A 25,730-nucleotide genomic window follows, 5' to 3' on the forward strand; every position below is an offset into this window, starting at 1 on the left:
GATGCCAAGAATTATTAATGTAAAGGGGTTCATTATCCCACAAGAGTATGAATGGGCATATGCATGGATGGGATACCCATATACAACAGCAGCAATGGTAACTAAAGCACTACAGCAAGCAAATGGCGAAGACGTTGAGGTTCATATTAATTCATACGGTGGTTCTACATATGTAGGTAGTGAGATTTATACAGCCATAAAAGATTATAAGGGTAAGGTATTAAATAAAATCGTAGGATTAGCTGCTAGTGCTGCAAGCATTGTTGCAATGGCAGCAGAATGTTTGATTAGTCCCACTGGTGAAATGATGATACATTGTGCATCAACAGGAAATGAAGGCAACTATCGAAGCATGGATGATACAAGCCAGATGTTACAAGTTACTGACAGAACTTTAGTAAATGCTTATGTTCTTAAAACAGGGAAATCAGCAGAGGAGATTAAAAGCTTAATGGATGCTGAAACATGGCTAACCCCACAACAAGCATTAGAACTAAAGCTGGTGGATAAAATCATGTTCGTTGAAGATGGACAGTTAGATAGTACTGTTCAATTACAACCTGTAGCAGCATTACATGAAGGATTCATAGTTCCAAATACTGATATAGTAAATGAACTTATTAAATGTGGTAATGTAGATGCATTTAAAGAAAAGTTTATGAAAGGGTTTAATGGTCAATACGTGCCGGTGGCTACGTTAGACATAGATGAAAATGAGAAAGGAGTACAGAAAATGACTGTAAATGAGTTTAAAGAAAAGCATCCAGAGTTATTTAATCAGATCACTAATGAGGCAAAAGAGCAAGGGGCTAATGAAGAACGCTCACGTATTCAAGCTATTGAATCAATAGCTGCAAGTATCCCTAGAAATTTAATAGAGGATGCAAAGTATAATAATCCAATTGATGCAAAAGAGCTAGCATTTGTAGCTGCGCAAGATGCTGCTAAAAAAGGCCAGCAATTCCTTGACAATCTTAAATCTGATTCAACTTCATCTAATGTAGAAAAGGTTGATGCTGAAGCAGAATTATCAAAAGAAGAGTCAGAAGCAGAGGAAGCTAATGCACTAGCAGCAGCAATGAATAAGGATTCAAGGAGGGTAAGATAATGAATTACGTTAAAGATGGAGAAGCATGTGTTTATGATGGATTATTTGCAAGCACAAAGATTCCTACAAAGACAAAAGGTATTAGCCTGAATGGTGCGCAAGGAACTCTAGAGAGGGGAAGTGTTATTTCACTAGATACTAATAAAAAAGGAAATCTATGCGATAAAGCAAAAGCAGGAGATACGGTCTATGGAATCTTAACTGATACTATTACTACAGGCGTAGAAGCCACTGATTATGTTATTACAGAAGTTTATCTTACAGGAGACTTTAATGCTGCCAGATTAGTTTTTGCAGAGGGAACTAGTCTATCAGACTTTGAAACACAACTTAGAGAATTAGGCATCTTTACTGATGCTGTAATGGAGGGATAAGAATATGCCAATTACTACAAGAGCAATGTTACAAGCTTTAGATTTAAGAAAACCCATGAGAAGTTTCTTTACTGGTTTTTTCCCAAATTCACAGGTTCATATTGAAGAACTATTAGAAATTGAAACTAAAAAAGGCAAAAGACTTATGGCCCCATTTGTTTCAAAGAGAAAAGGTGGAAAGCTAATTACTAGAGCAGGATATTCTAGCAAACTAATTAAGGCTCCTAAAATTGCACCAGAAAGAATGACTACTGCAGATGATATCTCTCAAAAAACACTAGGGGAGAATATTTATAGTGGTAAAACACCAGCTCAGCGTAGCAGGGAAATCTTAGCCAGTGATCTTAGCGAACTCGAAGAGTACATATTGAGAAGAAAAGAATGGATGTGTAGAGAAATCATCTTAAATGGTAAGATTGACATCCAAGATGAAGATGAAGGCTTAGATATTCAAATCGATTATCAATTTGATAATAAAGAAACCTTGTCAGGTGAGGCTAAGTGGAGCACATCAACAGCTAAAATCTTAGAAGACTTAACTAGATGGAGAAGAGCAGTTATTAAAAAGACAGGGAAGGCTCCAAGAGTACTTTTAATGGCTTCAGATGTTTATCAGTTATTTAAACAAAACAGTGGAGTTCAAAAAGAATTAAACATCTTGAACTTAAAAACAGCTGATATTACACCTAGAGTAATTGATCCAGCTCTTACGTTCTTAGGACGTATTATAGAGTTAGATTTAGATGTGTATTGCTATGATGAATGGTTTGTTGATGATGATGGTGAAGAACAACCAATGCTTCCAGAAGGTCATGTATTATTATTACCAGAAGTAGTAGGGTCTATAGAATATAGTGCGGTATCACAGATAGAAGGGGAGGATTTTGTGACATATGATTACGAAATGGTTCCTAAGTTCTGGGTTGATAATGAGAATGAACGAAAGATGCTTAGGATGACTTCTAGACCAGTACCACGTCCATATGATGTAGATGGTTGGTATGTTGCAGTTGTTAAGTAGGGGAGGGAACAGAGATGATTATTAAAGCTTTAGCAAAGATATCAATTCGCCAAAATGGAGAAATTGTTACATATGTTAATGGCCAAGAACTTGAGGTTTCAGAAGAGGATGCAAAAAGATTAATAGTATTAAAAGTAGCTGAAAATCTAGATGAAGCTAATCATAATGGACAGGATAACAACAATGGCTATCAAGATGGTGATGGATATCTTTCAGTAAAAGAACTTGAGAAGATGAAGAAACAAGATTTAGTTGATTATGCTAATACGATAGGCTTGGAGTTGGATTTTGCAACTAAACAACCAGACCTAGTGCATGCAATTACTGACTACATTGAGGAACTAAATGATGGTCAGCTTTAAAGAAATTCAAAAATCAGATATGAAAGCATTTTTTAACACTGATGAATTCGCAGAGATTCACAATATAGGGGGACAAGATGTCCCCTTAATTATTGATGAGGACGAGCTAAAGAAGAGGCAACTTAAAGCAGCCGAAGGAGTTTATTTAGGAGAACTCCTTATCATGGTTGAAGAATGCAACCTAAAAAGTAGGCCAGAAGAAGGAAAGACGATAAAGCTTGATGGTAAAACATACTTTGTTATTTCATGTGCGCTAATTTCTAGTATGTATGAAATAGCGTTAGGAGCGAATGCATCATGGTAGAGATTGAAGTAGATAGAAGAGCAATGGCTAGAGTAGAGAGAGTACTTAGAGGAGTTCCTAATGGATCTAAAAGAGCGATTTCTAATGCTACTAATCGAGCAATAATTAAAGGTAGAACTATTATTAGTAGGGGTATAACTAAAAAGTTTACTATAAAATCAGCTGTAGTTAAGAATACACTCTCATTAGAAAAATCTACTATAAGCAGACTGGGTGGTAGTGTAACCTCTGCAGCTCCAGTAACTACTCTGATAAGTTTCAAAACAAATCCTAATAAGGTTACTAGCAAAAGACCTAATATGCTTAAGGTAAGTGTTAAAAAAGGTAGTGCAAAGCCAATTCCAGGAGCGTTTATTGCAAAAACAAAATCAGGGCATGTTGGTGTATTTAAGAGAAGCAATGGAACAAGGTTGCCAATTGCACAGTTAATGGGGCCTTCTATCCCATATATGGCAAAACCACAAGATATCTCAGATGATGTAAAAGCTGAAATGATTAATATGTTTAATACTAGACTAAATCATGAGATAAATCGCCTACTAAACAAATAGCAAGGAGGCAATTATGACAGTATATCAAGTAATGGACAACTTAAAGAGTTTTATACTAGATGCTGTTAAAGAGGCACACTTAACCACTAAGAATAATGAAGGCAAGATACCAAGTGTTATTCTTGGGTATTTAGATCCATTAGATAGTGAAAAAGATGAAAAGGAAGATTTTCCATACATTATTATTCGTTATATGGATGACCAGAGTGAAGGTGATAGCTCTAATTTAAAATTAAAGCTTATATTTGGCGTATATAGTGAGGATTTTTTAGGATGGGTTGATGTTTTGCACCTCTTTGAACTTGTCAAAATAGCAATATTAAAGAGGCCTGTATTTGACTTTTATACCATAGATAAGCCAATCAAGTCATCAATACCAGAGGAACAACCATATCCTTATTTTTATGGTTTTATGGATTTAAACCTTACAATACCACAAATACAAGTGGAAGGAGTATAAAGATGGCAGTCAAAGTAAAAAAAGAAGAAAAAGTTGACAAACAGCCTGAGCAGATGGTTTATTGTGGCCCTAATATACCAGGATTAACACAATTTACTATACTTATAGGCCTACCCAATTACATTAAAATTCAGATCGATATGTGTGAAAGCATAGGAAAATTAATTGTTCCAATAGCTCAGTTAAATGATATGCGACTAAAGTTATGTGTAAAGGGCAGCTATGAACAAAGGCTGTATCAAAAAGTAAAAGAATATTCACAGGGAGGTAATAAGTAATGTACAAACATGGAGTATACACGAGTGAGATTCCAACAAGTATAGTTCCACCAGTAGAAGCTTTAGTTGGATTACCTGTAGTAATAGGTACAGCTCCTATTAATTTAGCTAGTGATCCCAAAACAAATGAGCCAGTTCTTTGTTATACCTATGCAGAAGCAGTTCAGTATTTAGGGTATATTAATGATTTTGAAAATTACACATTGTGTGAGTTTATGAAATCACACTTTACCCTATTCAGTGTGGCACCTGTTGTGTTTATTAATGTACTTGATAAAACAAAACATAAGGCAGCTGTAGCTGAAGCAGCCATTAGCATCGTAAATAATGAAGCAATCATTAAAGTACAGGGTGTTATTTTAGATACTCTAGTAGTTAAAAACGCATCTAGTGAAGCTGTTCCAGATATAGATTATGATGCAGGCTTCAATGATGCAGGGGAGTGTGTAATTACCATCTTAAATAAGTCTATATCTGGTGAAATCAAAGTATCATATGACAAAATAGATCCATCACTTGTCATAAGTGCTGATGTAATAGGTGGAGTAAGTAGTGAAGGTATTTCAACGGGGCTAGAGCTTATAAATCAAGTATTACCTAAATTCGGGATTGTTCCAGGTCAGCTAGTAGCTCCTAAGTATAGTTGTGATCCAAGTGTTGCTGCAGTAATGTCAAGTAAAGCTGGGAACATAAACGGATTTTTCAAATGCATTTCCTTAGTGGATATACCAGTATCTGAAGCAGGGAAGTATTCAGATGTTGTGGAATGGAAGAATTCCAATAATTATATTTATGAAAATCAAATTGCTTTGTGGCCAAAGGTAAGACTTGGTGATGATATATATCATATGAGCACACAAGTAGCAGGACTAATTTGCAAAACAGATTCACAAAATGGTGGAGTTCCATATGTATCACCATCCAATCATTCATTACAGATGAATGGACTAGTAGGAAATAATAATGATGAGGTTGTAATTGGAATAGATCAAGCGAATTATTTAAATGGTCAGGGTGTTGTAACAGCTATTAATTTTAGTGGAGGATGGAAGTTATGGGGAAATAGAACAGCTTGTTATCCTTCTGTAACTGACCCAAAAGACAGTTTTATTCCAGTAAAGAGAATGTTTTATTACATAGCTCAAACCATTATTCAAAGCTTTTGGCAAAAGGTAGATGCTCCTATAACCGTAAGGCTGATTGATACAATTGTAGATAGCTTAAATATTTGGCTAAATGGAATGACTTCGGCTGGCTATATATTAGGTGGTAGAGTTGTATTTTTAGAAAGTGAGAATCCATCAACTTCGATTATGGATGGTAAAATCAAGTTCCATGTGTATGTAACACCACCTAGTCCAGCCAGAGAAATTAGCTTTGACTTAGAATATGATGTGGACTACTTAAAAACATTATTTAGTTAGGAGGATAACAAATGAATATACCAGATAAGCTTATTGCATATAGGGCCTATAAAGATGGTAAGGACATGATCGGCATTGCAGATGTAGAGTTGCCAGAAATAGAATCTATGACAGAGTCTATTAAAGGAGCAGGTATTGCAGGAGAAGTGGAGCTTCCAACTTTAGGTCATATTGGAGCTATGAGTATGACTATTAATTGGAGAACCATTACAGGTGATTTACTTGCTTTATCTGCCCCAGTAACTCATGCGCTTGACTTTAGAGCATCACAGCAGGTGTATGATAGTGCAAGTGGTAAACTAAAAACTTCATCTGTAAAGCATGTAGTAAGGGCAATACCTAAGAAAATCACTCCAGGTAAAATGGAGACAGGTGCAAGCACAGAAAGTGGAAATGAGTTCAGTGTTTTATATTATAAGATGCTGGTTGATGGGAAAGTGGCAGCAGAAATTGATCCATTAAACTATATTTATATTATAGATGGAGTCGATTATTTAGCGGATGTTAGAAAGGACTTAGGCTTAGCATAAGCTTAGGTCTTTTACTTTATAAAAGAGAGGAAAATAGAAAATGATTATTACATTAAAAAAATCTATTAAATATGATGGACAAGAAGTGAAGGAGTTAGAATTAGACTTAGAAGCGTTAACAGCTCAAGATATACTAGATGCAGAGGCAGAATTAGCAGCAGAAAGGAAAACACCACCTATTAAAGAATTTGATAAGTCTTATCTAGCAATCGTGGGAGCAAAAGCAGCAAAGGTACCAACAGATATGGTTAAGCTTTTAGGTGCGAAAGATTTTACAAATCTTACTATGCAGGTACAGAATTTTTTAATAGCAGAGGCGTAACTCGTGATACGCCATTTAGAGAAATTTCTATACGTCTAGCCATGGCTACATTCAGCCCCGCAGTTACATTTTTAAAGATGACACTTGATGAGATGGATAGTTGGATTGAAGCCGCAAGTAAGGTAGGTGCGAAGAATGGCCGATAAAGGAAGAAACTATAGTATAGCATTTGCAATAGCAGCTAAATTAGCTTCTAATTTTGGTAATACATTTGGTAATGCAACAAAAGCTGTAAATGGACTAGCAAATTCTATGTTAGCAGTAGCTGGGATAGATATGAGTTTAGATGGATTCCAAGATATAGTAGGTAAGTATGCCGAATTTGAACAAGCAATGGTAAATCTTCGGACTCAAAGTGGAATGACAGAAAAAGAATTGTCTAGCGTAAGTGAAAGTGCAAAAAATTTATTTGCTAATAATTATGGAACTGATATAAATGATATTGCACAATCAATGGCCAATATTAAGCAGCAGACAAAGTTAACAGGTAAGGAACTAGAGGATTTCACGAAGAATTCTATTGTATTTAGAGATACCTTTGAGTTTGCGACAGAAGAAAGTACACGTGCTGTTAATCAAATGGTAAAAGCTTTAGGAACATCAAGTGAAGAAGCATTTAATTTACTTGCACAAGGAGCACAAAACGGGTTAAATGCTAATGGAGATTTAATGGACTGGGTAAATGAATACTCAGTCCATTTTTCACAAATGGGATTTTCCGCCGAAGAAATGTTTAATATGGTTGCTAATGGTGCTGACTCAGGTGTTTTTCAAGTTGAAAAGCTGGGAGATGCAATTAAAGAGTTTGGAATTAGATCCAAAGATAGTAGTAATGGAACAATGGAAGCATTTAAATCATTAGGGCTAAATGCAAATAAAATCACTTCAGACTTTGCAATGGGAGGACAAACAGCAAAACTAGCGTTCGAACAAGTAACTAATAAGCTATTTGCTATGTCAGACCAAGTAGCTCAAGATCAAGTAGGCGTTGCACTCTTCGGAACTATGTGGGAAGACTTAGGAAAGAATGGTATTAAGGCACTTAGCAATATAAATGGTGAGTTTGATGCTACTAAAAAAACCATGAGTGAAATTGATGGTATAAAATACTCTACTTTACAGGGGGTATGGGATGGGCTTTTAAGAAAAATAGACATGATAAAGATACAATTAGGAGAGATGATAGGCCCAGAAATTAAAAGCTTTTTAGAAGTAGTATCTAACAATATTCCAATTGCCTTTGAAAAAGTATGTAGCGTGGCCACTAATTTTAAAAATATTGTAGTGAATACATTCAATAATCTTAGGGATAGAGTAATGGAAAATCAACCATTATTAGATGCATTATCAGGCCTTGTAAATGATATAAAGGATAGGTTTAATTATTTAAAACAAGCATTTGCAGATGCTTTTGGAAGCCCAAAAGAAATACTTGATAATTTAAGTACAAATATTTTGCCTGCAGTAGCAGATGGGATTATGTTTGTAGTTCAAAAAGCTATCGAGTTATACAATTTTATTAGTTCTAATTGGAACACAATAGAACCTATTGTATTAGGTATAGCAACTGCATTTGCTACATACAAATTATCAATCATGGCGGTTCAAGCTAAAACTATTATTTGCACTAATGCTACAAAATATATGGCTTTAGCCCAGGCAAAGTTGAATGCAGTTATGAATCTTAATCCATATGCTAAGGTAGCTTTGATAATAGGTGCAGTTGTTGCAGCTGGAGTATATTTGTATAAAAATTGGGATACAATTAAAGCAAAGGCTATTGAGGTTTGGAATAGTATAAAAGGGGTATTTGGGGGAATTGGTGTATGGTTTCAAGAGAAGTGGAACTCAGTTTTACAAACTACTCAAAATATCTGGAACAATGTAGCTGGATTTCTTGGATCATTCCCCATAGGGCAAGCACTTTTACAGAACATAACCAAGATGATTGAAGCAGCGAAGCAGATATTTGGTGGCATAATTGATTTTGTGAAAAATGTATTTACAGGCAACTGGCAAGGTGCATGGCAAGCGGTAATTGATATTTTTAAAGGAATGTTTGATATGCTTGTAGGTTTCGCTAAGGCTCCTATTAATGCAATTGTAGGTATAATAAACACTGTAATACAATCTATTAATAAGGTAGGATTTACAATACCAGATTGGGTTCCTGTAGTTGGAGGAAAAGATTTTAAGATTAACATACCTGAAATGCCAATGTTCTATAAAGGCTCTACAGGATTTAATACTCCAGACACATTTTTGGCTGGCGAAAGAGGCCCTGAAATTGTAACTAATGCAAAGGGGTATAGAGTATTTAACAACAGAGATACTAATGGAATGATTGGTAAAAGGTTTGGAAGTGGAATATCTGAAGTGAGTGGCCCTATGAATAATGTTGAGGTAATATTTAATCCTCAGATATCTATTTCAGAGGCATCTAATGTATCAGCGCAAGATATATTAGATGAGCTTATAAAATATGAGCCTCTACTTATTAAGAAGATAATCCAAGCTATTCAATCCAAGTCTAATAATGATAGGAGGTTAAGTTATGGCTCAAATTAATTACATAACCGTTCAAGGAGATACATGGGATTTTATTAGCTTTAAAGTTTATGACAATGAGCATTATATAGATATACTTATAAGCGCAAATCCGTCGTATATGAATATTACTATATTCCCAGCTAATATTGAGCTTGTTATTCCAGAAATTGAGCTAGAAAGAGTAGATACTTTACCTCCATGGAAGAAGGTGATTACTAAGTGAGATATGAGGAGTTGTTTGCTAGAAGTGTTCATTTAATTGTTGAGTATCAAAGGGTAGATATTTCAAAAGACATTAGAAAGTATATTTTAGGTATGGCTTATACAGATAATGCAACTGGGGCAGCGGATGACTTAGACATTACATTAGAAGATAAGGAAGGATTATGGCATGGTTCATGGTTACCTCAAAAAGGTGATGTGATAAATGCCTCTTTTTATATTGAAAACTGGAATGGCAAGAAGGAAAAGCAATTTTTACCATGCGGAACATTTGAAATAGATGATATTTCTCTTAGTGGCCCTCCAGATACAGTTTCGATAAAAGGCCAAAGCGTACCAGTAAGTGAAGGTATTAAACGTACAGATAAAACAAAGTCTTGGAAGAAAATAAAGCTTTCAAAGATAGCCAAAGAAGTAGCTAGTAATGCAAAATTGAAGTGCTTATTTGAGAGTCAAGAAGATGCAGAGTATGACAGTATAGATCAGGTGAAGGAGCCTGATCTAATATTTTTACAAAGATTATGCAATGAGGCAGGACTGTCTCTAAAGGTAACAGCAGGTCAGGTAGTGATATTTGATGAGTATGCATATGAGTGTAAGAAACCAATTTTAACACTGACAAAAGGAAAATCTAACATTATTTCCTATGGTTTTTCAAATAAAACAAGTGATACGGGTTATAAGGCTTGTCACGTAAGATATGCCGATGCACAGACTAACAAAGTTATTGAAGCTACATTCACCGACAAAAGTAAAAAATACGGACCTATATTAGAAGTAAATGAGCAAGTAAAAACTTATGCAGAGGCAATGAAATTGGCTAAAAGTAAATTACGAGAGAAGAATAAGCAAGAGTGCACTGGTAGTTTATCTGTATTAGGAGATGTAAATCTAGTTGCAGGTGTAACAGTATTAATCAAGGGATGGTTATCGTTTGATGGTAAGTACATAGTCAATAAAGCAACTCATAATATTGTAGGTGGTTATACAACTGATATTGAAATCACAAAATGTTTGGAGGGGTATTGATGAAACAAACAAATATCTTGCGTATTGGTAAGGTATCAAGCACAAATCCAAAAGCAGCCACAGTCAAGGTTGTTTTTAGTGATATGGACAATATGGTATCTCATGATCTTCCGTTGCTCTTTCCACAAGGACTTAAAAATAAGGCCTATGCTATGCCTGATGTTGGAGAAAATGTTGTATGCCTATTTATAGAGCAAGGTGTAGGAGATGGCTTTTGTATAGGGAGTTTTTATACCTTATCTGATACACCACCGGTTACAAATCAAGACAAGGTTCATTATTCCTTTGAGGATGGCAGCCATGTAGAGTATGACAGAAGTAAGTGTAAACTTACTGTGCATGCAGTTGGAGATGTTCAGATAGAAGGAAGGAATATTACTCTGAGTGGTGGGACGATACAAATTAATGGAGATATTACATTGAATGGAAGCACAACACTATCTGGAAATGTTTCGTTAAGTGGTAGTGTAAGTTGCCCAGGATACTGCAAATGTTAGGAGGTACGAGATGATAGGTGCATTAGGTGATATTATTTTTAAAGTATCAGCACAAGATGTAAATACTTTTCAAGGACTAACAAGAAGTAGCTCAGGACGTTGGGCCTATCATGAAATCCATATGCAAAAACCAAAAAGTGAGTTTTTAGGACCTGATCTTGATACTATTTCATTCACTATGGAATTTGATATACGTTTGGGACGTAATCCACGTTATGACATGGAAAAGCTCATGATTATGACACGAGAAGGAGAGGCGTTTCCTCTTGTAATAGGTGGTGATGCTATGGGGTATTATCGTTGGACAGTGGAGTCGACAGAGCAGCAGTACATAAGTACAGATAATAAAGGTAAAATCTTAAGAGGAGCAATTGCTGTAACACTCAAGGAATACATAAAGTAGGAGGGATGATTATTGTATGAAGTAACTGGTGATATTCAAGAATTGAACATAGGAGCAACAGGCGTAGATGAAATTTTACAAAATATTAGTATGATTCTTAGAACTCCTAAGTACAGTGTTCCATTTGATAGAAATTTTGGTATAGATGCAAGTATGGTAGATCTGCCGATAGAGGTAGCAGAAAATCTCCTCACGGTGAGGATTATTGAAGCGATACAAGAATATGAGCCTAGGGCTACTGTACAAAAAGTGTCTTATACAAAGAATAATTCGACAGGAACGCTAAAACCGAAAGTGCAGGTGATTATCAATGGCATTAAGTGAGCTGAGCAATATTGATTTTTGTGATACATCTACAACTACAATAGAGGCAGATATTATCAATGTGTATGAAAGTTTATCAGGTAAGAAACTATATCCAGCAGACCCAGTAAGGATCTTCTTGGTGAGTCTTGCACAAATCATTATTCAGCAAAGAGTTATTATAGATTTTTCAGCAAAACAAAATTTATTACGTTATGCTACAGGTGAATACTTAGATCAGGTTGTAGCTTTAGTAGGAGTAAAAAGACTTAAACCTTCTCCAGCAAGATGTACTCTTAAATTTACATTGTCAGATGCAAGACCTAGTGTTGTGTCAATACCAAAAGGTACACGTATTAAAGCAGGCGAGGTTTACTTTTTAACTATAGATTATGCTCAAGTGGCTGCAGGAGAATTGCACTGTGAAGTAGGCGCAGAATGTATGAATAGTGGTACTATTGGAAATGATTTATTGCCAGGACAGATAAGTGAATTGGTAGATGTATTTCCCTACTTTGGAAGTGTAACAAATATAACTACATCATCAGGTGGAACAGAAGAAGAGTCGGACGATGCGTTAAGAGAAAGAGCTTTTAGTGCACCAGCTAGTTATAGCACTGCAGGCAGTGATGAGGCATATGCTTTCTGGGCAAAGTCTGTTTCACCAGAAGTATCAGATGTTAATGTAATATCAGATGTGGCAGGAGAGGTTCAAATTATACCAATAGGTAGCAACGGTTCTTTGTTATCTCAAGAGCTCTTGAATGAAATATTAGAATCATGCAGTGCTAAAAATGTTAAACCTCTAACTGATAAAGTAAGTGTGGTACAACCTGAAGAAGTCGAATATAACATTGAGGCAACATATTACATATCTAAGGATAATGTAACAATGTCCACATCTATTGAACAGTTAGTAGATTTGGCTATACAAGATTATATAGCATGGCAACATAGTAAGCTGGGTCGTGATATTAATCCATCAGAACTTATGTACCACATGATGAAATCAGGGATCAAAAGATTGGAAGTAACAAGCCCTACTTTTCAAGCTCTAACAAGTAGACAAGTTGCAAAACTGGGGACAGTTCAACTGGTATATGGAGGCCTAGAAGATGAATAACATTAACCAAACCTCTATTATGGATTTATTACCACCTAGTATAGCAAGCGATTCAAAGATTATTAATGCAGCTAAAGCTTTAGATAAAGAAATAGCAAAGGTTAATGAGTTGATGGAAAAGACAATCATACTGCCTTATATAGATAAGTTAGGCTTGGAATTAGTGGATATACTTGCGGAACAGTTTAAGGCACCATTTTATGATAGTTCTTTATCTATAGAAAAGAAGAGGGAATTAGTAAAAAAATCTATTGCATGGCACAAAAGGAAAGGTACTGTTGGTGCACTAGAAGAAGTAGTAACGACTATCTTTGGCGAGAGTGAAGTAAGTGAGTGGTATGAATATGGGGGAGAGCCACATCATTTTAGAATAACCACTACTAATTTAGAAGTTGATAATGAACTTATACAACAATTTAAAGAAACCGCGGAGCATATTAAAAGAAAAAGCTCAAAGCTAGATGAGGTAATTGTAAATATAGCAAGTCAACTTGATATATTTACAGGATTTGCAATACATCAAGTTGACAAAATAATAGTACGTCAGGAGGGGTAAGGTGAGTATTTCAAATGTATTTTTAACTAATCAAGGAAGGATATTACAAGCAAAATGCATGTTAGGTAAAACTATTACTTTCACAAAAATTATATTAGGAGATGGAGAACTTCAAGGTAAGATAGTACAGGAATTAACAGCTGTTATTTCTCCTAAAATGAATGTTCCAATCACTAAGTTTCTTAAATTAGATGATGGGAAAGTAAAGATAGGTGGCAAGTTTAACAATACTGGACTAAATACAGGATTTTACTATAGAGAGTTAGGATTAATAGCGACAGATCCAGATACAAATAACGAGGTATTATATTGTTATGGAAATGCTGGAGTATTAGCAGAATATATTTCTGGGCAAGGCAGTGAGATTATAGAAAAGCAAATAGATATAATTGCACTAGTTGGAAACAAAGCAGATGTAACAGCTACTATAGAAGATAGCTTATTAGGTGTTTCGCCTGAAGATTTAGAAGCACACAATGAAAGTGAAACAGCACATCCTGCAATTAGAGCGTTAGTACAAAACTTATTTAGCGGTTTGAAACTTACATGGGATAATATTACAGGGAAGCCTAATACATTTCCACCACCAGTAGCCAGTTCTACAGTTTTAGGAGGAGTAAAGCAAGGTAATAATATTACTATTGAAGCTGATGGGACTATAAGTGGTGCCGCACCATATACCCATCCCAATACACATCCTGCAAGCATGATTACTGGGTTACCTACATCATTGCCTGCAAACGGTGGGAATGCAGATACTGTAGATGGTACGCATGCATGGTATATGCAAACATTAAGTGCATCTGGCACAACACACGGTGCTTCTGAGTGGTTAGCAAAAATACAACATAACGTAGATAGTGACAGTTATTTTAAGCTTGTTTGTGGAGATGGTGGTATTGGTGTTAAGGTTGATAATACTAATCTTGTTAAGGGAAGAGATTTAAGTGCAGAACTTGATAGTTTAAAATCTACTGTCGTTAGTGGGAAACAAAGTGTTGCCAACGCCATTAACGGCAAATTAGGTACAGCGTTGAGCAACCAAACTCCATTTGATGATATGGCATATTATATAGCAAATGGTCTCATTTCTTCACCCACTTCTGCTACTTGTGGAAGTTTTACTCTAACATTTGGTAATAACTTTTCAACTAGAAGTTGTTATATTGTTAGGTCTTCGTACAAGGTTTATTGCTATAGCCTCTATGGTGTTGCTGTTTCTTATCAAGTATATAAGAAACCAAGTGGTGGTAGCCTTAGTTTGCTATATTCAGGAACCATTTCAACAGCTTCTCCTAGCTATACCCAATTAACAGATGGAGATAATACTGCTGTTTACTTCATATTCTTTGGAACAAGTGGGGTTACTCTTCACGCAACCAACACTAATGGTAGCGGAAATGCTACTTTTGATTACTGTATATAGTGTATAGTTTTATAAATATGAAAGGAGTTATTCATAATGGAAAGATTATTGATATGTAAAGATGTAGAACAAAACACAATTTTAATTCAGCAACAACTAGATGAGACAGAGAATATAACCTATAGTATTATAGATAATCCACCAGTAATAGAGCTGGTAGAAGGAAAGATAGGAAAATATTCACTAGATACGGAGGGAAATATTATCGTTGTTTACGAGGATGTTCCTAAATCAGAAGTTGAGTTACTTAAAGAGGATAATGAGGCACTTAAGCAAGCGGTAACAGAGCTATCAATGATTGTATCTACACTCATGTCATAGGTATGATAAAAATTATTTAGTGAGGAGTGATTCTGATGAAATTCACAAGAGATTCAGGATTAGTAAAAGTATGGGTAGGAAATGTTCAGGCAAGTCTTTATACTAAAGAACAGGTTCCTAAGATTTTTAACCTGCAAGAAGTAGTTTGGGAAGTATTAGAAGAAAGCACAAAATAATTTAATAGATAAGTATAAGAGAGCAGCTTAATAGGCTGTATTTTTTATGCCTAAAAGGAGGGTGCTATGCCACAGGACACACAAGATGTACTACAAGCAATTATGGAGAAATTAGGAAGCATAAAAGCTGCAGTAGAGAGTATAATGCCAACTGTAGACTTAAAGATTGAAAACCTTGAAAACATGCTTAAAGTAGCAAACCACAGGATATTGGATTTAGAAGAACAGAATAAATGGCTGTGGAGATGTATTGTGGGAGCAATAATTGCAGGAGTTATTGCAATGTATTTTAAATAGGAGGCTCACATGGGATTTAAAATTGTAAAAGTAGACAAACCAAAAAGACAGTATACAAAGTTTTTACTTAACCTGGTAATATTCTTAACCACAGTTACTACTCTGGCATCATGCTACATTAATCTAAAAAATGGTATGGGGTTAGATGGAGTTGTGGCCAGTTGCTGGGATGGACTTAAATACATAGTACCAAGTTATTGTGCTAAGAGCTTCTTTGAGACCAAAGAAGAAAAGAAAAGTGAAGTTAATAATAGAGAGGATGATATAGAATGTTAGAGTTTTTATGGACAGCCTTAGTGGTAGTAGTGTTATTGTTTTTAAGTATGGTGGTTATTCCAGTTATCAAGAAGTATTCCAATTTAGAGTATTGGGTTAAAGCAGCTATTGCTTATGCAGAGACACAAATCACAGGTAATAAAGTAGGGGAAGATAGGCGAGAGTACGTTTATAATTTTCTTAGGAAACGCTTTAAATGGTTTGATGAGAAAGCACTTAGATTGCTTATACAGGGGACGTTCGATATTATGAATCGAGAGGGACTGGTGAACAGTGAGAGGTGATAATTATGGATGTAACCACAGCATGTAGAGATATGAATCAACTATCAGCGCAAGCTCAAAAGGCATGTGCTCTTTTTTTAGAAGAATGTAAGAAGCAAGGCTTAAATGTACTTATTACAGAAACATACCGTTCTCAAGAACGCCAGAACTGGCTATATGAACAGGGAAGAAGTAGAGGTGGAAAGGTAGTTACCTGGACAAAGAACAGTCGTCATACATCACGTAGAGCTTGGGATATTTGTAAGAATGTTAAGGGCCAAGAATATAGCGATAAGACATTCTTCAAGAAGTGTGCAGAAGTTGCAGCTCTCCTAGGAATTACGTGGGGAGGAGATTGGAATAGTACTCCTGACACTCCACACTTTGAAATAGACCAAGCTTGGAAAGTACCCGAAGTTATCTCAGTTACAGATAATGAACTATTCAATGCGGTAAGTAGTATTATCAAGAATGGTGTACAGCTCACGTTTAATGCATGGAAACGCTTAGACTTAATTAACCTTAACAATGTACCAGCTTTAGTTTGTAGGCTTGTAGGCATTAAAATAGATGGTTCTGTAAGCGATTTACAGTACAAGCAGGCTATAGATAAGTTAGTGCTCTTAGGAACTATATCTCAGCGCGTTATCTGGGATGAAAAAAGATACACAGTTAATAACATTAGATCATTACTAATTAAGTTTAGCAAATTGGGGTAGGGCCAAAAGCCTTACCCTTTATTTTTATTCCTAAAACATAGAATTTATAGAAGTAATATTTTGTATTATTTTTATTTATTGAATATTGTGTACAAATAGGCTATAATTTAATTAAGGAGGTATTTATTATGAAAAAAATACTACTAATATTGTTAGGGGTAGGAATAATTACAATTTTAGCTTTTAATAATTACACAAATGAACCTCAAATATTATTGCATTCAGATTATATCAACTCAAGTAACAAGGACTTAATTGGTAAAGAGACAATAATAAAACATTCTGATAATACACAAGAAAAAAGAGAAAAAGGCATATCTAAAAGCAATATTGTAAAAAGTAGTGATGAATATATGCAAGATGAAACAGAAGTAAGTGAGTTTATTGTTTCTAACAACAAGGATGATTATATTACACCAGAAATTATATTAATTAATGGCTCAATAGGAATTTTTACAAAATCAGATGGTTCAGGATGGAATTTAGAAAAGGAAGACCAATTGATATTAAATTTTAATAAGTATCAATCAGAAGTAGTGCAAGAACAAGCATTAATAGTTGGGTATATAAAAGATGGTCATCTTACATCTGGTGAAATATTCAAATCAATAGAGGGTAGCTATAAATATGTAGTAAATGAGCCAGGAGAATACTATATATATGTACTAAATGCAAGTTCAGATAATTTAGCACTTAAGGAAGGAACAATTATATCAACTAAATAATTTAAAAGAAAAGGTGAATAGTATGAAAAAAACAATGAAATTCTTGAGTATTTTTATGGTAATGATAATTTTAACAACTACATCAGTTTTTGCAACAGACATATCGCAAGAAAGTTATGATTGGAAATATATAATTTATGACAAAGATGGTCAAATAAAAGAGAGTGGAATATTAAATAAAGATGATAGTTCTCCTAAACCCAGATATACATGGTCTAGCTCTCAGGTGCTAAATAATGGAGAAGCTATAATGTTTTTTCCACTACATAATGACAATGGACTTTATTGTGCAGCAGGAGCTAGAATGAAAATAGAGTATACACTTAATAGATATGCATACCATTATGTGAATGTAATACAAAATGGAGGACCTGTTGTGTATGATAGAGCATGGGAAGTAAAAAGTGTATCTAATGCCTATATTAATATTTCGGAATCAGGCTATTATTTTGGAATGATTCGCAATCTGTCTTCTGACCCTATACAGGTAACATCATTTAGTCTTACTTTTTAATATTAGTGGATCTATTGTAATAAGTTTGGTAGGCAGCAGGTAATTTTAAAAAGCAGTATGGAAAAAATTTATGGAGATAAAGAATGTAAAAGAATATCAAGAGAAAGCTAGGACTTAGGTTCTAGCTTCTTTTTTGCCTAAAACGTAGATTTTATTTGTGCATAAATTGCACCTTTGGAATTTATTTCGACAAAAATATTGCAGTAAGAAATGATATACTATAGTAGAAAATAGTAATTAAATAATAAAATAGGGGGGTAACATGTCTAATATTATAGCAATTGTATGGGATTTTGATAAAACACTTATTAATGGGTATATGCAAGACCCTATATTCAAAAGATTTGGAGTAGATAGTAAAGAATTTTGGGCAGAAGTTAATAGTCTACCAGCAAGATACTTACAAGATCAGGGGGTAAGAGTTAACCCAGATACTGTATATTTAAATCAATTCATAAAATATGCTAAAAATGGACCATTTAAAGGGCTAAACAATGAGATGTTGAGAGCATTCGGGAAAGAACAAAATTTTTATCCTGGAGTACCAGAAATATTTTTAAAAACAAAAGAATTGATAGAAAAAGATGAAATATTCAAAGAATACGACATAAAGGTAGAGCATTACATAGTAAGCACTGGAATGAGTGAAGTTATAAAAGGCTCTAAAGTTAGCGAATATACAGATGGAATATGGGGGTGTGAATTAATAGAGGATGAAGATTCACAAGGAAATAGAGTTATAAGTGAAGTTGGTTATACAATTGATAATACAAGTAAGACGAGAGCACTATTTGAAATAAATAAAGGAATAGGAAAAAAAGATGGAATAGATGTAAATACAAAATTACCACAAGAGCACAGAAGAGTACATTTTATAAATATGATTTATGTTGCGGACGGTCCAAGTGATATACCAGCCTTTTCAGTAGTAAACAAAAATAGCGGGGCTACTTTTGCAATTTATCCAAAAGGTGACATGAAAGCTATGAAGCAAGTAGAACAGATGAGAAATGACGGTAGGATTAATATGTATGCAGAAGCTGATTATACAGAGGGAACAACTGCATACATGTGGATATGCAATAAGATAAGAGAATTTGCTGAAAACATAAGAAATAGTGAGAGAGAAAAGATATTAAAATTTGCTGCAGCTGGAACACCTAAACATTTGGTCGAGTAAAGTGATAGACTTTACTAAAGACCAGAATTATAAATTTTGAGAATGTAGATATATTAAAATAGTAGTTTTAATAAGGCTAGGCTACGGCTTAACCTTGCTCTTTAAAAAATAATAGGAGGAAGTATGTTAGAAGATAATTATCCAGGATATAAATTACATAGAGGTTTTGAGGCAAGAGGTAAGAAATTTGTGTTTAAATTAACGAAATATGATTGTTATAGAATTGCTAAAAGAAAATGCAGCGTTGTAGGTGTATATGATGAAATTACTGAGAATGCTATTCGATCAGAATGTGATTTAGAGTATTGTCAAGCATTGTTACAATCATTAAAACGAGAAGGCGTTGTAAATAAAAATTATCCTATAAGAATCATAAAGAACTCATGTGGGCATTATTCAATTGAAGATGGTCAACATCGCTTATGTTCAGCAGCCACAGCAGGATTAGATGTCGATGTGTATATCCAAGAAAGTCCATATAAATGCTATATTTGTGAAAATAGAAAACATGTATTTAGTAGAAAAATTTGGAATGATACTTTTTTAAGAAAACTATAAAAGAATAGTTTTAGATAAGATTAGGTAGCAATGCCTAGTCTTATTTTTGTATAATAGAGAAAATAGATATTTTATAGAATTATAAATTTGAATTTGAAAGGAGTTCAAAAATGGCAAATTTAGAAGTAAACGTGGAATATATAGAGCAACAGACGATATACGGACTATGGCAGAAATCAAACGATAAAACAATTTCTAAAGACATAAAATCTCTTTCCCAAAAATACCATATGGCGGTTTCAGTACCAGAGGGAGAGGTACTTCCCTATTTTGTTCTATCCAGAAACTACGATGAACAAAGTAACAATTTTGAAATGTTTATAGGTAGTACTTTTGATAAAGACGGCTTGGAAACCTTTATACTCCCTGCCAGTGAGTATGCTAAAATTACAGTAAAGCCTAAACTGGGCTTTTTGTGGGGTGCTTCCATTGGAGAAGCAAAACGATATTTTTACACAAAATGGCTACCTAAAAATTCTTATGAAGCTTTGAATATGGAATATGAATATCACACAGAAAAAAGCACTGGAAATCAGCCAACGATTGATATTATTTTTGCTATTCAAAGAAAGTCCTAAATTCCAGTTTATCATAATAAATAGCTATTAAATTAGCAATTAAAAAGATAGTTTTAGAGAGGGTCAGGTGAAAATGCCTGATCCTATTTTGTTTCATAAAATTACAAAATACTCTTTACAAAATCGAACATTTGTTCTATAATGAGCATGTATTCAAGCAAATATCCCCCCAAGGAATTTATCTATTGCCTTCCCCAGGCAATAGACCTAGGAGTCTATTTTTCTTTAGATCATGGTAACATGGTCTATTTTTTGTAAAAAAAGATAGTCGTAGAGATGGAGTAATCGATCTCATTTTGTACAAGAAAAAAAAGTAGCTATTTAGCTACCTTTTCTTGAAAACTATGCAGATTACTACAGAACATACTGCCCAATAAGTTTGTTAAACGATCTAATATCAAAATTACCTTTAATCTCAAATCTTACATTGCCTAGTCCACTAAACCATAAATCTATTTCACAATCTAAGTCTAATAAACCAGCTGTTTCGACAGAGAATGCTTGCACCTTGCTATAAGGCAAAGAAGTAAAATCTTTTTTTGATCCTGTAATACCTTGTACATTAACAGCAATTACGCGCTTGTTTGTAAAGACAACCGTATCTCGTACGGTTTTAAATGCTGCAAAGATTTCTTCACTGTCTATAAGCATAGGTTGTACTAAACTTAGGCCTTCATTTGGATTAACTGGCTTAAGTTTAAGGAAGCTTGAGTTTTTAAAGTCAATCATTATGAAATCCTCCTTGTTTTTAATTTAGTATATCATAACTATCTAATAAATCAGAATATAAATTTATCTGTATGTCTATAGTATGTGACTATCTTTTAATTTATAAAATAATTTAAATGATAATATTAGCTTTTTTGAAATAATACGCTTTATTGTAGACTCACTTATTCCTAATAATGTCCCAAGTTGTTTATAGCTTAATTTATTTTTATTCTTGTATACTAATATTTTTTTCACATAGGCTCCTTCTTTTACTGCACCATAATACTCATGAAAATATTCAGCTTGTACATTAAAAAGCGTGCACATTTTTTCTATATTATATATCTTAGGTGGAACATTGTCCTTTTCCCAACCTTCTACGGTATCAATATGGCAGTCAACAAGCTTAGATAGGTCGTTACGTTCTAAGTGATGGATAGCTCTTTGTTTGCGTATTTTTTCGCCTATAGTGGTTTCAGGCATATTCTTGTACAGCTCATTATATATATTATAATGAAGCTTCTCAAAAATCGTACTTTCATTCAGTGAGCAGGAGCTGATTTTGCAGCTTCTCCTGATAGAGTTTTAATCCATGCATTAGATCCAGTTTTTATAGTAGAGAAAATAGCCGAATGTCCTTTCTATAAAGTGCTTCCTATTGAAGAAGCACTTGAAAATACGATTACTCAGTTTAATGGTCTAGGAGGATATGAAATATTAGGAAAGTGTAGGAGAGGTGGTCCAGTAGTCACAGATAAGCAGAAAAACGAAGCTAAAGAAAACAGGGAGCAAGAAGAGCATGTTACATTAGATCCCGCTCATATGACGAAAGAAGATATAGAAAGAGAACTAGCTAGGCCGCTTTTTAAGGATACGAGACAAGAGTTTGAAAGTAAGATTAAGCAGTATATTAATAAGCATCCATCTCTTTAAAAAATCCGATAACTTGCATATGAAAATCTGGAATAATATACAAATGATAAGAATATATATAAGACTAGAGAAAGTTAGTCCAAATTTATAGCAAAGTATTTATCATGTATACATATATTTGTATATAAGCCATAGGAGGGGGAAATATGTCAGTAGAACTGATAAAAAAGCCAATCACATTAGATGAGATGACTAAGAAAGAAAGTGTTCAAGTCATTAAAGAGCGTGACCTTATAGTACCCGATGGAAAACCGGATATGCAGTCTGTAGTGCAGATTGATGGAAGAATTAATATGGATCAAATTGATGTAACACAAGACCGTGTCATGTATAGGGGTAAAGTTGATTTATGTATTCTATATAGGGCGGTTAATAATTCTAAATGCATCTATACCATGAAAGGATCTATTCCTATTGAAGATTTTGTCATTATGGATGGGGTAAACAGAGACCAGAGGGTAGATTTTGATTACGAAATAGAACATATCAGTAACAGCATTCTTAATGAGCGTAAACTGAATGTTAAAGTCATTATGCAAGTTGATGTAGGAGCTACAGGTTCTAAGGATACAACTGTTATTACAGAGGTAAGAGCAGATGGTCCTATTCAAACAAGGGAAGAGCCAATTGAAATTGTCAGCTTGGGTCATGAAAAAGAGGAAAAGGTCATAGTTAAAGAAGATTTAACCATTGCTCAGAATAAACCTTGCATTGGTGAAATTCTTAAATCTAATATGCAAATTAAAGAAGATCAAGTTAAGCGCACAGATAACGAAATTAAGTTTAATGGTATGATTGAAGTAACAACCATGTATAGGGTAGCAGAAAGTGATGAGGGAATAGAAATAGTAACGCATCGTGTTCCCTTTGAAGGTAGTATTGAAAATATGAAGGGTGAAAATGAAGTGTTTTGGGACTGCTCTCTCAGTGTAACACCCTCCTATATGCAAGTGGCACCAGATTATGATGGAGAAGACCGCATCATAGAATGTGAATGTATGGTAACGGCAAACTATAATACTTATAACAAATGTAGTTACGATACAGTTTCTGATATCTACTGTCCAGGTAAAAATGTAAAGACTAAGGAGAAATCCTTGGATTACATGAATCTAGTAGATCGGATAGAGATAACAATGCCTAAAAAAGAGTCTATGGCTATTGAAGATAAGCCAGAAGATACAATGGAAGTTTTCAGCATAAATGTTAAACCTATAGTAGAGGAGAAATCTTTGGTTAATGACAAGCTAACACTTCGAGGAATCCTTGAAATCACAACTGTTTTCCTTGTTAAATCAGAGGAGAACAATACTATTGATACAGCAGTTAATATCGTTCCATTTATACAAGAAATGGATGTTAAAAAGGTACCAGATAAAGCTTATATTGCTCCTGTTGTAAGAGCTAAAGATGTAAATATTTATGCCCAAACTAAGAGAGAATTGGTAATTGAATATTTACTAGACTGTATGGCAGAAATCTATGGTCAAGATAGGCTGAATGTATTAGAAGAAATTGATATTGATGATATGACCAAAGAACAGATAGACAATTATCCAAGCATGACAGTATATCAAGTAAAAAAAGGTGATACACTTTGGAGTTTAGCTAAACGTTTTAATACCACAGTTAAAGATATTCAGGACATTAATGACATTGATATACCAGAAAACTTACGTGAAGGACAAAAAATAATTATCCTTAAAAAGGTTAAATTTTAAGGTTAAAATAAATAGAAGGTTTAGCAAAGGCAACTCCTGTAAGCATTGTAGGAGTTGCCTTTTACATTTATTATTAAACAAATTTTAAAATTTTATAAAAATAATTTAGAAAATGGATATTGTATACAGGGAATACATTCTCATTGACTTTGTATTTTAAGTGAGTTTATAATAAAACAAACACAAGTTATTTTTATTAAGGGAGCATATTATGAACTCAATTATATTAAAAGGAAGAGCTAAAATTAATTTGACGCTTGATGTAGTTGGGAAGAGAGAAAATGGCTATCATGATTTGCAAATGATTATGCAGACGATTAATTTATATGATACGATTTTTATTCGTAAGGCAAAGACACCTGGAATTAGATTAACAGCTAATTTCTCATGGCTTCCGACTAACGAGAAAAACATTGCTTATCGCGCAGCTCAGTTATTTTTTGAAGAAGCAGGCATAGAAGAATACGGAGTATCCATTGAAATTACTAAACGCATTCCAGTAGCAGCAGGACTTGCTGGTGGAAGCACAGATGCAGCAGCGACCCTTGTAGGCTTAAATAGATTATATGAAACCTTCTATAAAAGAGAGAAGCTTATGGAAATGGGACTTAAGTTAGGGGCAGATGTACCATTTTGTATTGCGAGAGGAACAATGCTTGCAGAAGGGATAGGAGAAGTGTTAACACCACTTAAACCTGTTCCAAGTATGCATGTGGTATTGGTTAAACCACCTATTAGCGTTTCTACAGCTTCAGTATATAAGGGGCTAGATATAAACCATATCAAGTTACACCCAGATACACCAAAGATGATACAAGCTATAGAAGCACAAAGCCCATATGAAATTGCTACTCACATGGCCAATGTGCTAGAAGAAGTCACTATTCCTATGCACCCGATTATAGGAACGATTAGAAGAGAATTAGTTCAGCATGGTGCTATGGGGGCTATGATGAGCGGCAGTGGCAGTGCAGTATTCGGATTATTTGACAGCAAGGAAAAAGCTAATAAGGCAGCTCAATATTTTAAAATAGAACGTAGTATAAGAGAAGTATATGTTACCACTACCTATTCACCTATAGAGAAAAAGAAGGATAAAAATGGAGTAAAATATGGAATAAAAAGAAGAGGTGTGAAAGGATGCTAGAAGATACTTACAACATGAAGATTAATGAATATCTCCCTTTAAGAGATATTGTTTTTCAGACACTTAGAAATGCAATTATTACTGGGGAATTACAACCAGGCGAAAGATTAATGGAAACTCAGTTAGGAGAAAAGCTAGGAGTAAGCCGTACACCTATTAGAGAAGCTATTAGAAAACTTGAGCTAGAAGGGCTTGTAGTAATGGTACCACGTAAAGGTGCACAAGTGGCACAATTTACAGAGAAAGATATTCAAGATGTTCTAGAAGTGAGAGCAGCCCTAGAAGCATTGGCAGCTAGACTTGCTTGTAGGCGAATGGATGATCGTGCGTTCCTTAAACTTCAACTTGCTATTGCAGAATATAGCTATGCCGCAAAAAGTAGAGATTTAGAAACAATGATTGAAAAAGATGTAGAGTTCCATGATATCATTTGTAGTGCAACACAAAATGATAAACTTATTCAGCTTTTTAACAATCTTAAAGAGCAAGTTAACCGTTATCGTATTACCTACCTTAAAAACGTGGAAGACAGTGAGACAGTTGAGGCAGAACACATTGCTATTTTAGAAGCACTTAAAAATAAGGAAGAAGATGTGGCTAGCAAGCTAGCAACAAAGCATATTAATAAACAATGTGCCTCTATCACTGACTTTGTTAAGCAAAAATATAAATAATAAGTAAAAGGGTTATAAATCTTGGTTAGTAGCAAAGATTTATAGCCCTTTTTTGTGCTCATGATTGGCAGCTAATATCCTTAAAAGCAAGAGA

The 25,730-nt window shown here is 34.3% G+C and carries 36 protein-coding genes and 1 pseudogene; 35 read left to right on the forward strand and 2 right to left on the reverse strand.

Translation table 11 applies throughout. From position 1 onward, the window contains the following. The first annotated feature begins 1 nt into the window (after position 1). The 31 genes from QTL86_RS19375 (at position 2) to QTL86_RS19525 (ending at position 20,450) form a co-directional block, all read left to right on the forward strand. Positions 2-1,108: a head maturation protease, ClpP-related gene (locus QTL86_RS19375; protein WP_410495809.1), complete on the forward strand. Its 1,107-nt coding sequence runs from the start codon at positions 2-4 to the stop codon at positions 1,106-1,108. Continuing rightward, complete coding sequence (locus tag QTL86_RS19380; RefSeq protein ID WP_127064935.1) at positions 1,108-1,482, forward strand: hypothetical protein; 375 nt, start codon at positions 1,108-1,110, stop codon at positions 1,480-1,482. Before QTL86_RS19375 ends, QTL86_RS19380 begins: the two co-directional genes overlap by 1 nt. Positions 1,483-1,486: 4 nt before the next feature. Next, the gene (locus tag QTL86_RS19385; protein ID WP_410495810.1) at positions 1,487-2,503 is read left to right on the forward strand and encodes a major capsid protein; all 1,017 of its coding nucleotides are present in this window, start codon (positions 1,487-1,489) and stop codon (positions 2,501-2,503) included. 14 nt (positions 2,504-2,517) lie between these two features. Next, a complete protein-coding gene (locus QTL86_RS19390; RefSeq protein WP_410495811.1) occupies positions 2,518-2,865 on the forward strand; it encodes a hypothetical protein in 348 nt (115 codons plus the stop codon). Next, on the forward strand, positions 2,852-3,169 hold the full coding sequence (locus QTL86_RS19395) for a hypothetical protein (protein WP_410495812.1): 318 nt from the start codon (positions 2,852-2,854) through the stop codon (positions 3,167-3,169). Before QTL86_RS19390 ends, QTL86_RS19395 begins: the two co-directional genes overlap by 14 nt. Continuing rightward, positions 3,163-3,720, forward strand: coding sequence for a phage tail protein (locus tag QTL86_RS19400; RefSeq protein ID WP_410495813.1), 558 nt, complete (start codon positions 3,163-3,165; stop codon positions 3,718-3,720). Before QTL86_RS19395 ends, QTL86_RS19400 begins: the two co-directional genes overlap by 7 nt. Before the next feature lie 13 nt (positions 3,721-3,733). Continuing rightward, positions 3,734-4,180, forward strand: a complete 447-nt coding sequence (locus QTL86_RS19405; protein ID WP_410495814.1) for a hypothetical protein — start codon at positions 3,734-3,736, stop codon at positions 4,178-4,180. A 2-nt stretch (positions 4,181-4,182) separates the two neighbouring features. After that, complete coding sequence (locus QTL86_RS19410) at positions 4,183-4,458, forward strand: hypothetical protein (RefSeq protein WP_127064929.1); 276 nt, start codon at positions 4,183-4,185, stop codon at positions 4,456-4,458. Continuing rightward, a complete protein-coding gene (locus QTL86_RS19415) occupies positions 4,458-5,882 on the forward strand; it encodes a phage tail sheath family protein (protein WP_410495815.1) in 1,425 nt (474 codons plus the stop codon). The genes QTL86_RS19410 and QTL86_RS19415 overlap by 1 nt, the downstream gene beginning before the upstream one ends. An 11-nt stretch (positions 5,883-5,893) precedes the next feature. After that, the gene (locus QTL86_RS19420; protein ID WP_127064927.1) at positions 5,894-6,412 is read left to right on the forward strand and encodes a phage major tail tube protein; all 519 of its coding nucleotides are present in this window, start codon (positions 5,894-5,896) and stop codon (positions 6,410-6,412) included. 40 nt (positions 6,413-6,452) lie between these two features. Then, a complete protein-coding gene (locus QTL86_RS19425) occupies positions 6,453-6,734 on the forward strand; it encodes a phage tail assembly protein (RefSeq protein ID WP_410495816.1) in 282 nt (93 codons plus the stop codon). A gap of 135 nt (positions 6,735-6,869) precedes the next feature. Further along, complete coding sequence (locus QTL86_RS19430; RefSeq protein WP_410495817.1) at positions 6,870-9,302, forward strand: phage tail tape measure protein; 2,433 nt, start codon at positions 6,870-6,872, stop codon at positions 9,300-9,302. Next, positions 9,289-9,507 (forward strand): tail protein X, encoded by a 219-nt coding sequence (locus QTL86_RS19435; protein ID WP_410495818.1) that lies wholly within the window; start codon positions 9,289-9,291, stop codon positions 9,505-9,507. The genes QTL86_RS19430 and QTL86_RS19435 overlap by 14 nt, the downstream gene beginning before the upstream one ends. Beyond that, positions 9,504-10,535: a phage late control D family protein gene (locus QTL86_RS19440; RefSeq protein WP_410495819.1), complete on the forward strand. Its 1,032-nt coding sequence runs from the start codon at positions 9,504-9,506 to the stop codon at positions 10,533-10,535. Before QTL86_RS19435 ends, QTL86_RS19440 begins: the two co-directional genes overlap by 4 nt. Further along, positions 10,535-11,032 (forward strand): phage baseplate assembly protein V, encoded by a 498-nt coding sequence (locus QTL86_RS19445; protein ID WP_190283455.1) that lies wholly within the window; start codon positions 10,535-10,537, stop codon positions 11,030-11,032. The genes QTL86_RS19440 and QTL86_RS19445 overlap by 1 nt, the downstream gene beginning before the upstream one ends. Before the next feature lie 10 nt (positions 11,033-11,042). Next, positions 11,043-11,435 (forward strand): phage tail protein, encoded by a 393-nt coding sequence (locus QTL86_RS19450; protein WP_127064921.1) that lies wholly within the window; start codon positions 11,043-11,045, stop codon positions 11,433-11,435. A gap of 12 nt (positions 11,436-11,447) precedes the next feature. After that, positions 11,448-11,759: a GPW/gp25 family protein gene (locus QTL86_RS19455; RefSeq protein WP_127064920.1), complete on the forward strand. Its 312-nt coding sequence runs from the start codon at positions 11,448-11,450 to the stop codon at positions 11,757-11,759. After that, positions 11,746-12,861, forward strand: a complete 1,116-nt coding sequence (locus QTL86_RS19460) for a baseplate J/gp47 family protein (protein ID WP_410495820.1) — start codon at positions 11,746-11,748, stop codon at positions 12,859-12,861. Before QTL86_RS19455 ends, QTL86_RS19460 begins: the two co-directional genes overlap by 14 nt. After that, entirely contained in the window at positions 12,854-13,417 is a 564-nt protein-coding gene (locus tag QTL86_RS19465) for a phage tail protein I (RefSeq protein WP_410495821.1), read from the forward strand. The genes QTL86_RS19460 and QTL86_RS19465 overlap by 8 nt, the downstream gene beginning before the upstream one ends. 1 nt (position 13,418) lies before the next feature. Continuing rightward, positions 13,419-14,843, forward strand: coding sequence for a hypothetical protein (locus QTL86_RS19470; RefSeq protein WP_410495822.1), 1,425 nt, complete (start codon positions 13,419-13,421; stop codon positions 14,841-14,843). A 36-nt stretch (positions 14,844-14,879) separates the two neighbouring features. Next, positions 14,880-15,164 carry a hypothetical protein gene (locus QTL86_RS19475; RefSeq protein WP_127064916.1) on the forward strand — a complete coding sequence of 95 codons (285 nt, stop codon included), beginning with the start codon at positions 14,880-14,882 and terminating at the stop codon, positions 15,162-15,164. Between the two features lie 35 nt (positions 15,165-15,199). Further along, positions 15,200-15,340: a hypothetical protein gene (locus QTL86_RS19480; RefSeq protein ID WP_410495823.1), complete on the forward strand. Its 141-nt coding sequence runs from the start codon at positions 15,200-15,202 to the stop codon at positions 15,338-15,340. A gap of 66 nt (positions 15,341-15,406) precedes the next feature. Continuing rightward, complete coding sequence (locus tag QTL86_RS19485; protein ID WP_013657728.1) at positions 15,407-15,637, forward strand: hemolysin XhlA family protein; 231 nt, start codon at positions 15,407-15,409, stop codon at positions 15,635-15,637. Positions 15,638-15,646: 9 nt separating this feature from the next. Then, on the forward strand, positions 15,647-15,913 hold the full coding sequence (locus QTL86_RS19490; protein WP_410495824.1) for a hypothetical protein: 267 nt from the start codon (positions 15,647-15,649) through the stop codon (positions 15,911-15,913). Beyond that, complete coding sequence (locus QTL86_RS19495; RefSeq protein WP_013656896.1) at positions 15,907-16,197, forward strand: hypothetical protein; 291 nt, start codon at positions 15,907-15,909, stop codon at positions 16,195-16,197. The genes QTL86_RS19490 and QTL86_RS19495 overlap by 7 nt, the downstream gene beginning before the upstream one ends. A gap of 5 nt (positions 16,198-16,202) precedes the next feature. Beyond that, on the forward strand, positions 16,203-16,895 hold the full coding sequence (locus tag QTL86_RS19500; RefSeq protein ID WP_410495825.1) for a M15 family metallopeptidase: 693 nt from the start codon (positions 16,203-16,205) through the stop codon (positions 16,893-16,895). A gap of 128 nt (positions 16,896-17,023) precedes the next feature. Next, positions 17,024-17,620 (forward strand): hypothetical protein, encoded by a 597-nt coding sequence (locus QTL86_RS19505; protein ID WP_410495826.1) that lies wholly within the window; start codon positions 17,024-17,026, stop codon positions 17,618-17,620. 22 nt (positions 17,621-17,642) lie between these two features. Continuing rightward, entirely contained in the window at positions 17,643-18,134 is a 492-nt protein-coding gene (locus QTL86_RS19510) for a hypothetical protein (protein ID WP_410495827.1), read from the forward strand. Positions 18,135-18,396: 262 nt separating this feature from the next. Further along, positions 18,397-19,314: a haloacid dehalogenase-like hydrolase gene (locus QTL86_RS19515; RefSeq protein ID WP_410495828.1), complete on the forward strand. Its 918-nt coding sequence runs from the start codon at positions 18,397-18,399 to the stop codon at positions 19,312-19,314. Between the two features lie 123 nt (positions 19,315-19,437). Beyond that, the gene (locus QTL86_RS19520; RefSeq protein WP_410495829.1) at positions 19,438-19,872 is read left to right on the forward strand and encodes a ParB N-terminal domain-containing protein; all 435 of its coding nucleotides are present in this window, start codon (positions 19,438-19,440) and stop codon (positions 19,870-19,872) included. A gap of 110 nt (positions 19,873-19,982) precedes the next feature. Continuing rightward, positions 19,983-20,450 (forward strand): GyrI-like domain-containing protein, encoded by a 468-nt coding sequence (locus QTL86_RS19525; protein ID WP_013656523.1) that lies wholly within the window; start codon positions 19,983-19,985, stop codon positions 20,448-20,450. Between the two features lie 354 nt (positions 20,451-20,804). Here the strand turns inward: QTL86_RS19525 and QTL86_RS19530 are convergent, their stop codons facing one another. Beyond that, on the reverse strand, positions 20,805-21,179 hold the full coding sequence (locus tag QTL86_RS19530; protein ID WP_410495830.1) for a PH domain-containing protein: 375 nt from the start codon (positions 21,177-21,179) through the stop codon (positions 20,805-20,807). Positions 21,180-21,254: 75 nt separating this feature from the next. Next, a complete protein-coding gene (locus tag QTL86_RS19535; RefSeq protein ID WP_410495831.1) occupies positions 21,255-21,644 on the reverse strand; it encodes a hypothetical protein in 390 nt (129 codons plus the stop codon). 78 nt (positions 21,645-21,722) lie between these two features. Between QTL86_RS19535 and QTL86_RS19540 the strand changes: the two are divergent. From QTL86_RS19540 to QTL86_RS19555, 4 genes and pseudogenes are all read left to right on the forward strand, one after another. After that, positions 21,723-22,094, forward strand: a pseudogene (locus tag QTL86_RS19540) (sporulation peptidase YabG); the annotation flags it as partial. A 146-nt stretch (positions 22,095-22,240) separates the two neighbouring features. Next, positions 22,241-23,815, forward strand: coding sequence for a DUF3794 and LysM peptidoglycan-binding domain-containing protein (locus tag QTL86_RS19545; protein ID WP_410495832.1), 1,575 nt, complete (start codon positions 22,241-22,243; stop codon positions 23,813-23,815). A 211-nt stretch (positions 23,816-24,026) separates the two neighbouring features. Beyond that, complete coding sequence (gene ispE, locus QTL86_RS19550) at positions 24,027-24,962, forward strand: 4-(cytidine 5'-diphospho)-2-C-methyl-D-erythritol kinase (protein WP_127064907.1); 936 nt, start codon at positions 24,027-24,029, stop codon at positions 24,960-24,962. Further along, positions 24,956-25,636, forward strand: a complete 681-nt coding sequence (locus tag QTL86_RS19555; RefSeq protein ID WP_127064906.1) for a GntR family transcriptional regulator — start codon at positions 24,956-24,958, stop codon at positions 25,634-25,636. Before ispE ends, QTL86_RS19555 begins: the two co-directional genes overlap by 7 nt. The last annotated feature ends 94 nt before the right edge of the window (positions 25,637-25,730 follow it).

This window comes from Cellulosilyticum sp. ST5, assembly GCF_046529625.1.
GTDB classification, from domain to species: Bacteria; Bacillota; Clostridia; order Lachnospirales; family Cellulosilyticaceae; genus Cellulosilyticum; species Cellulosilyticum lentocellum.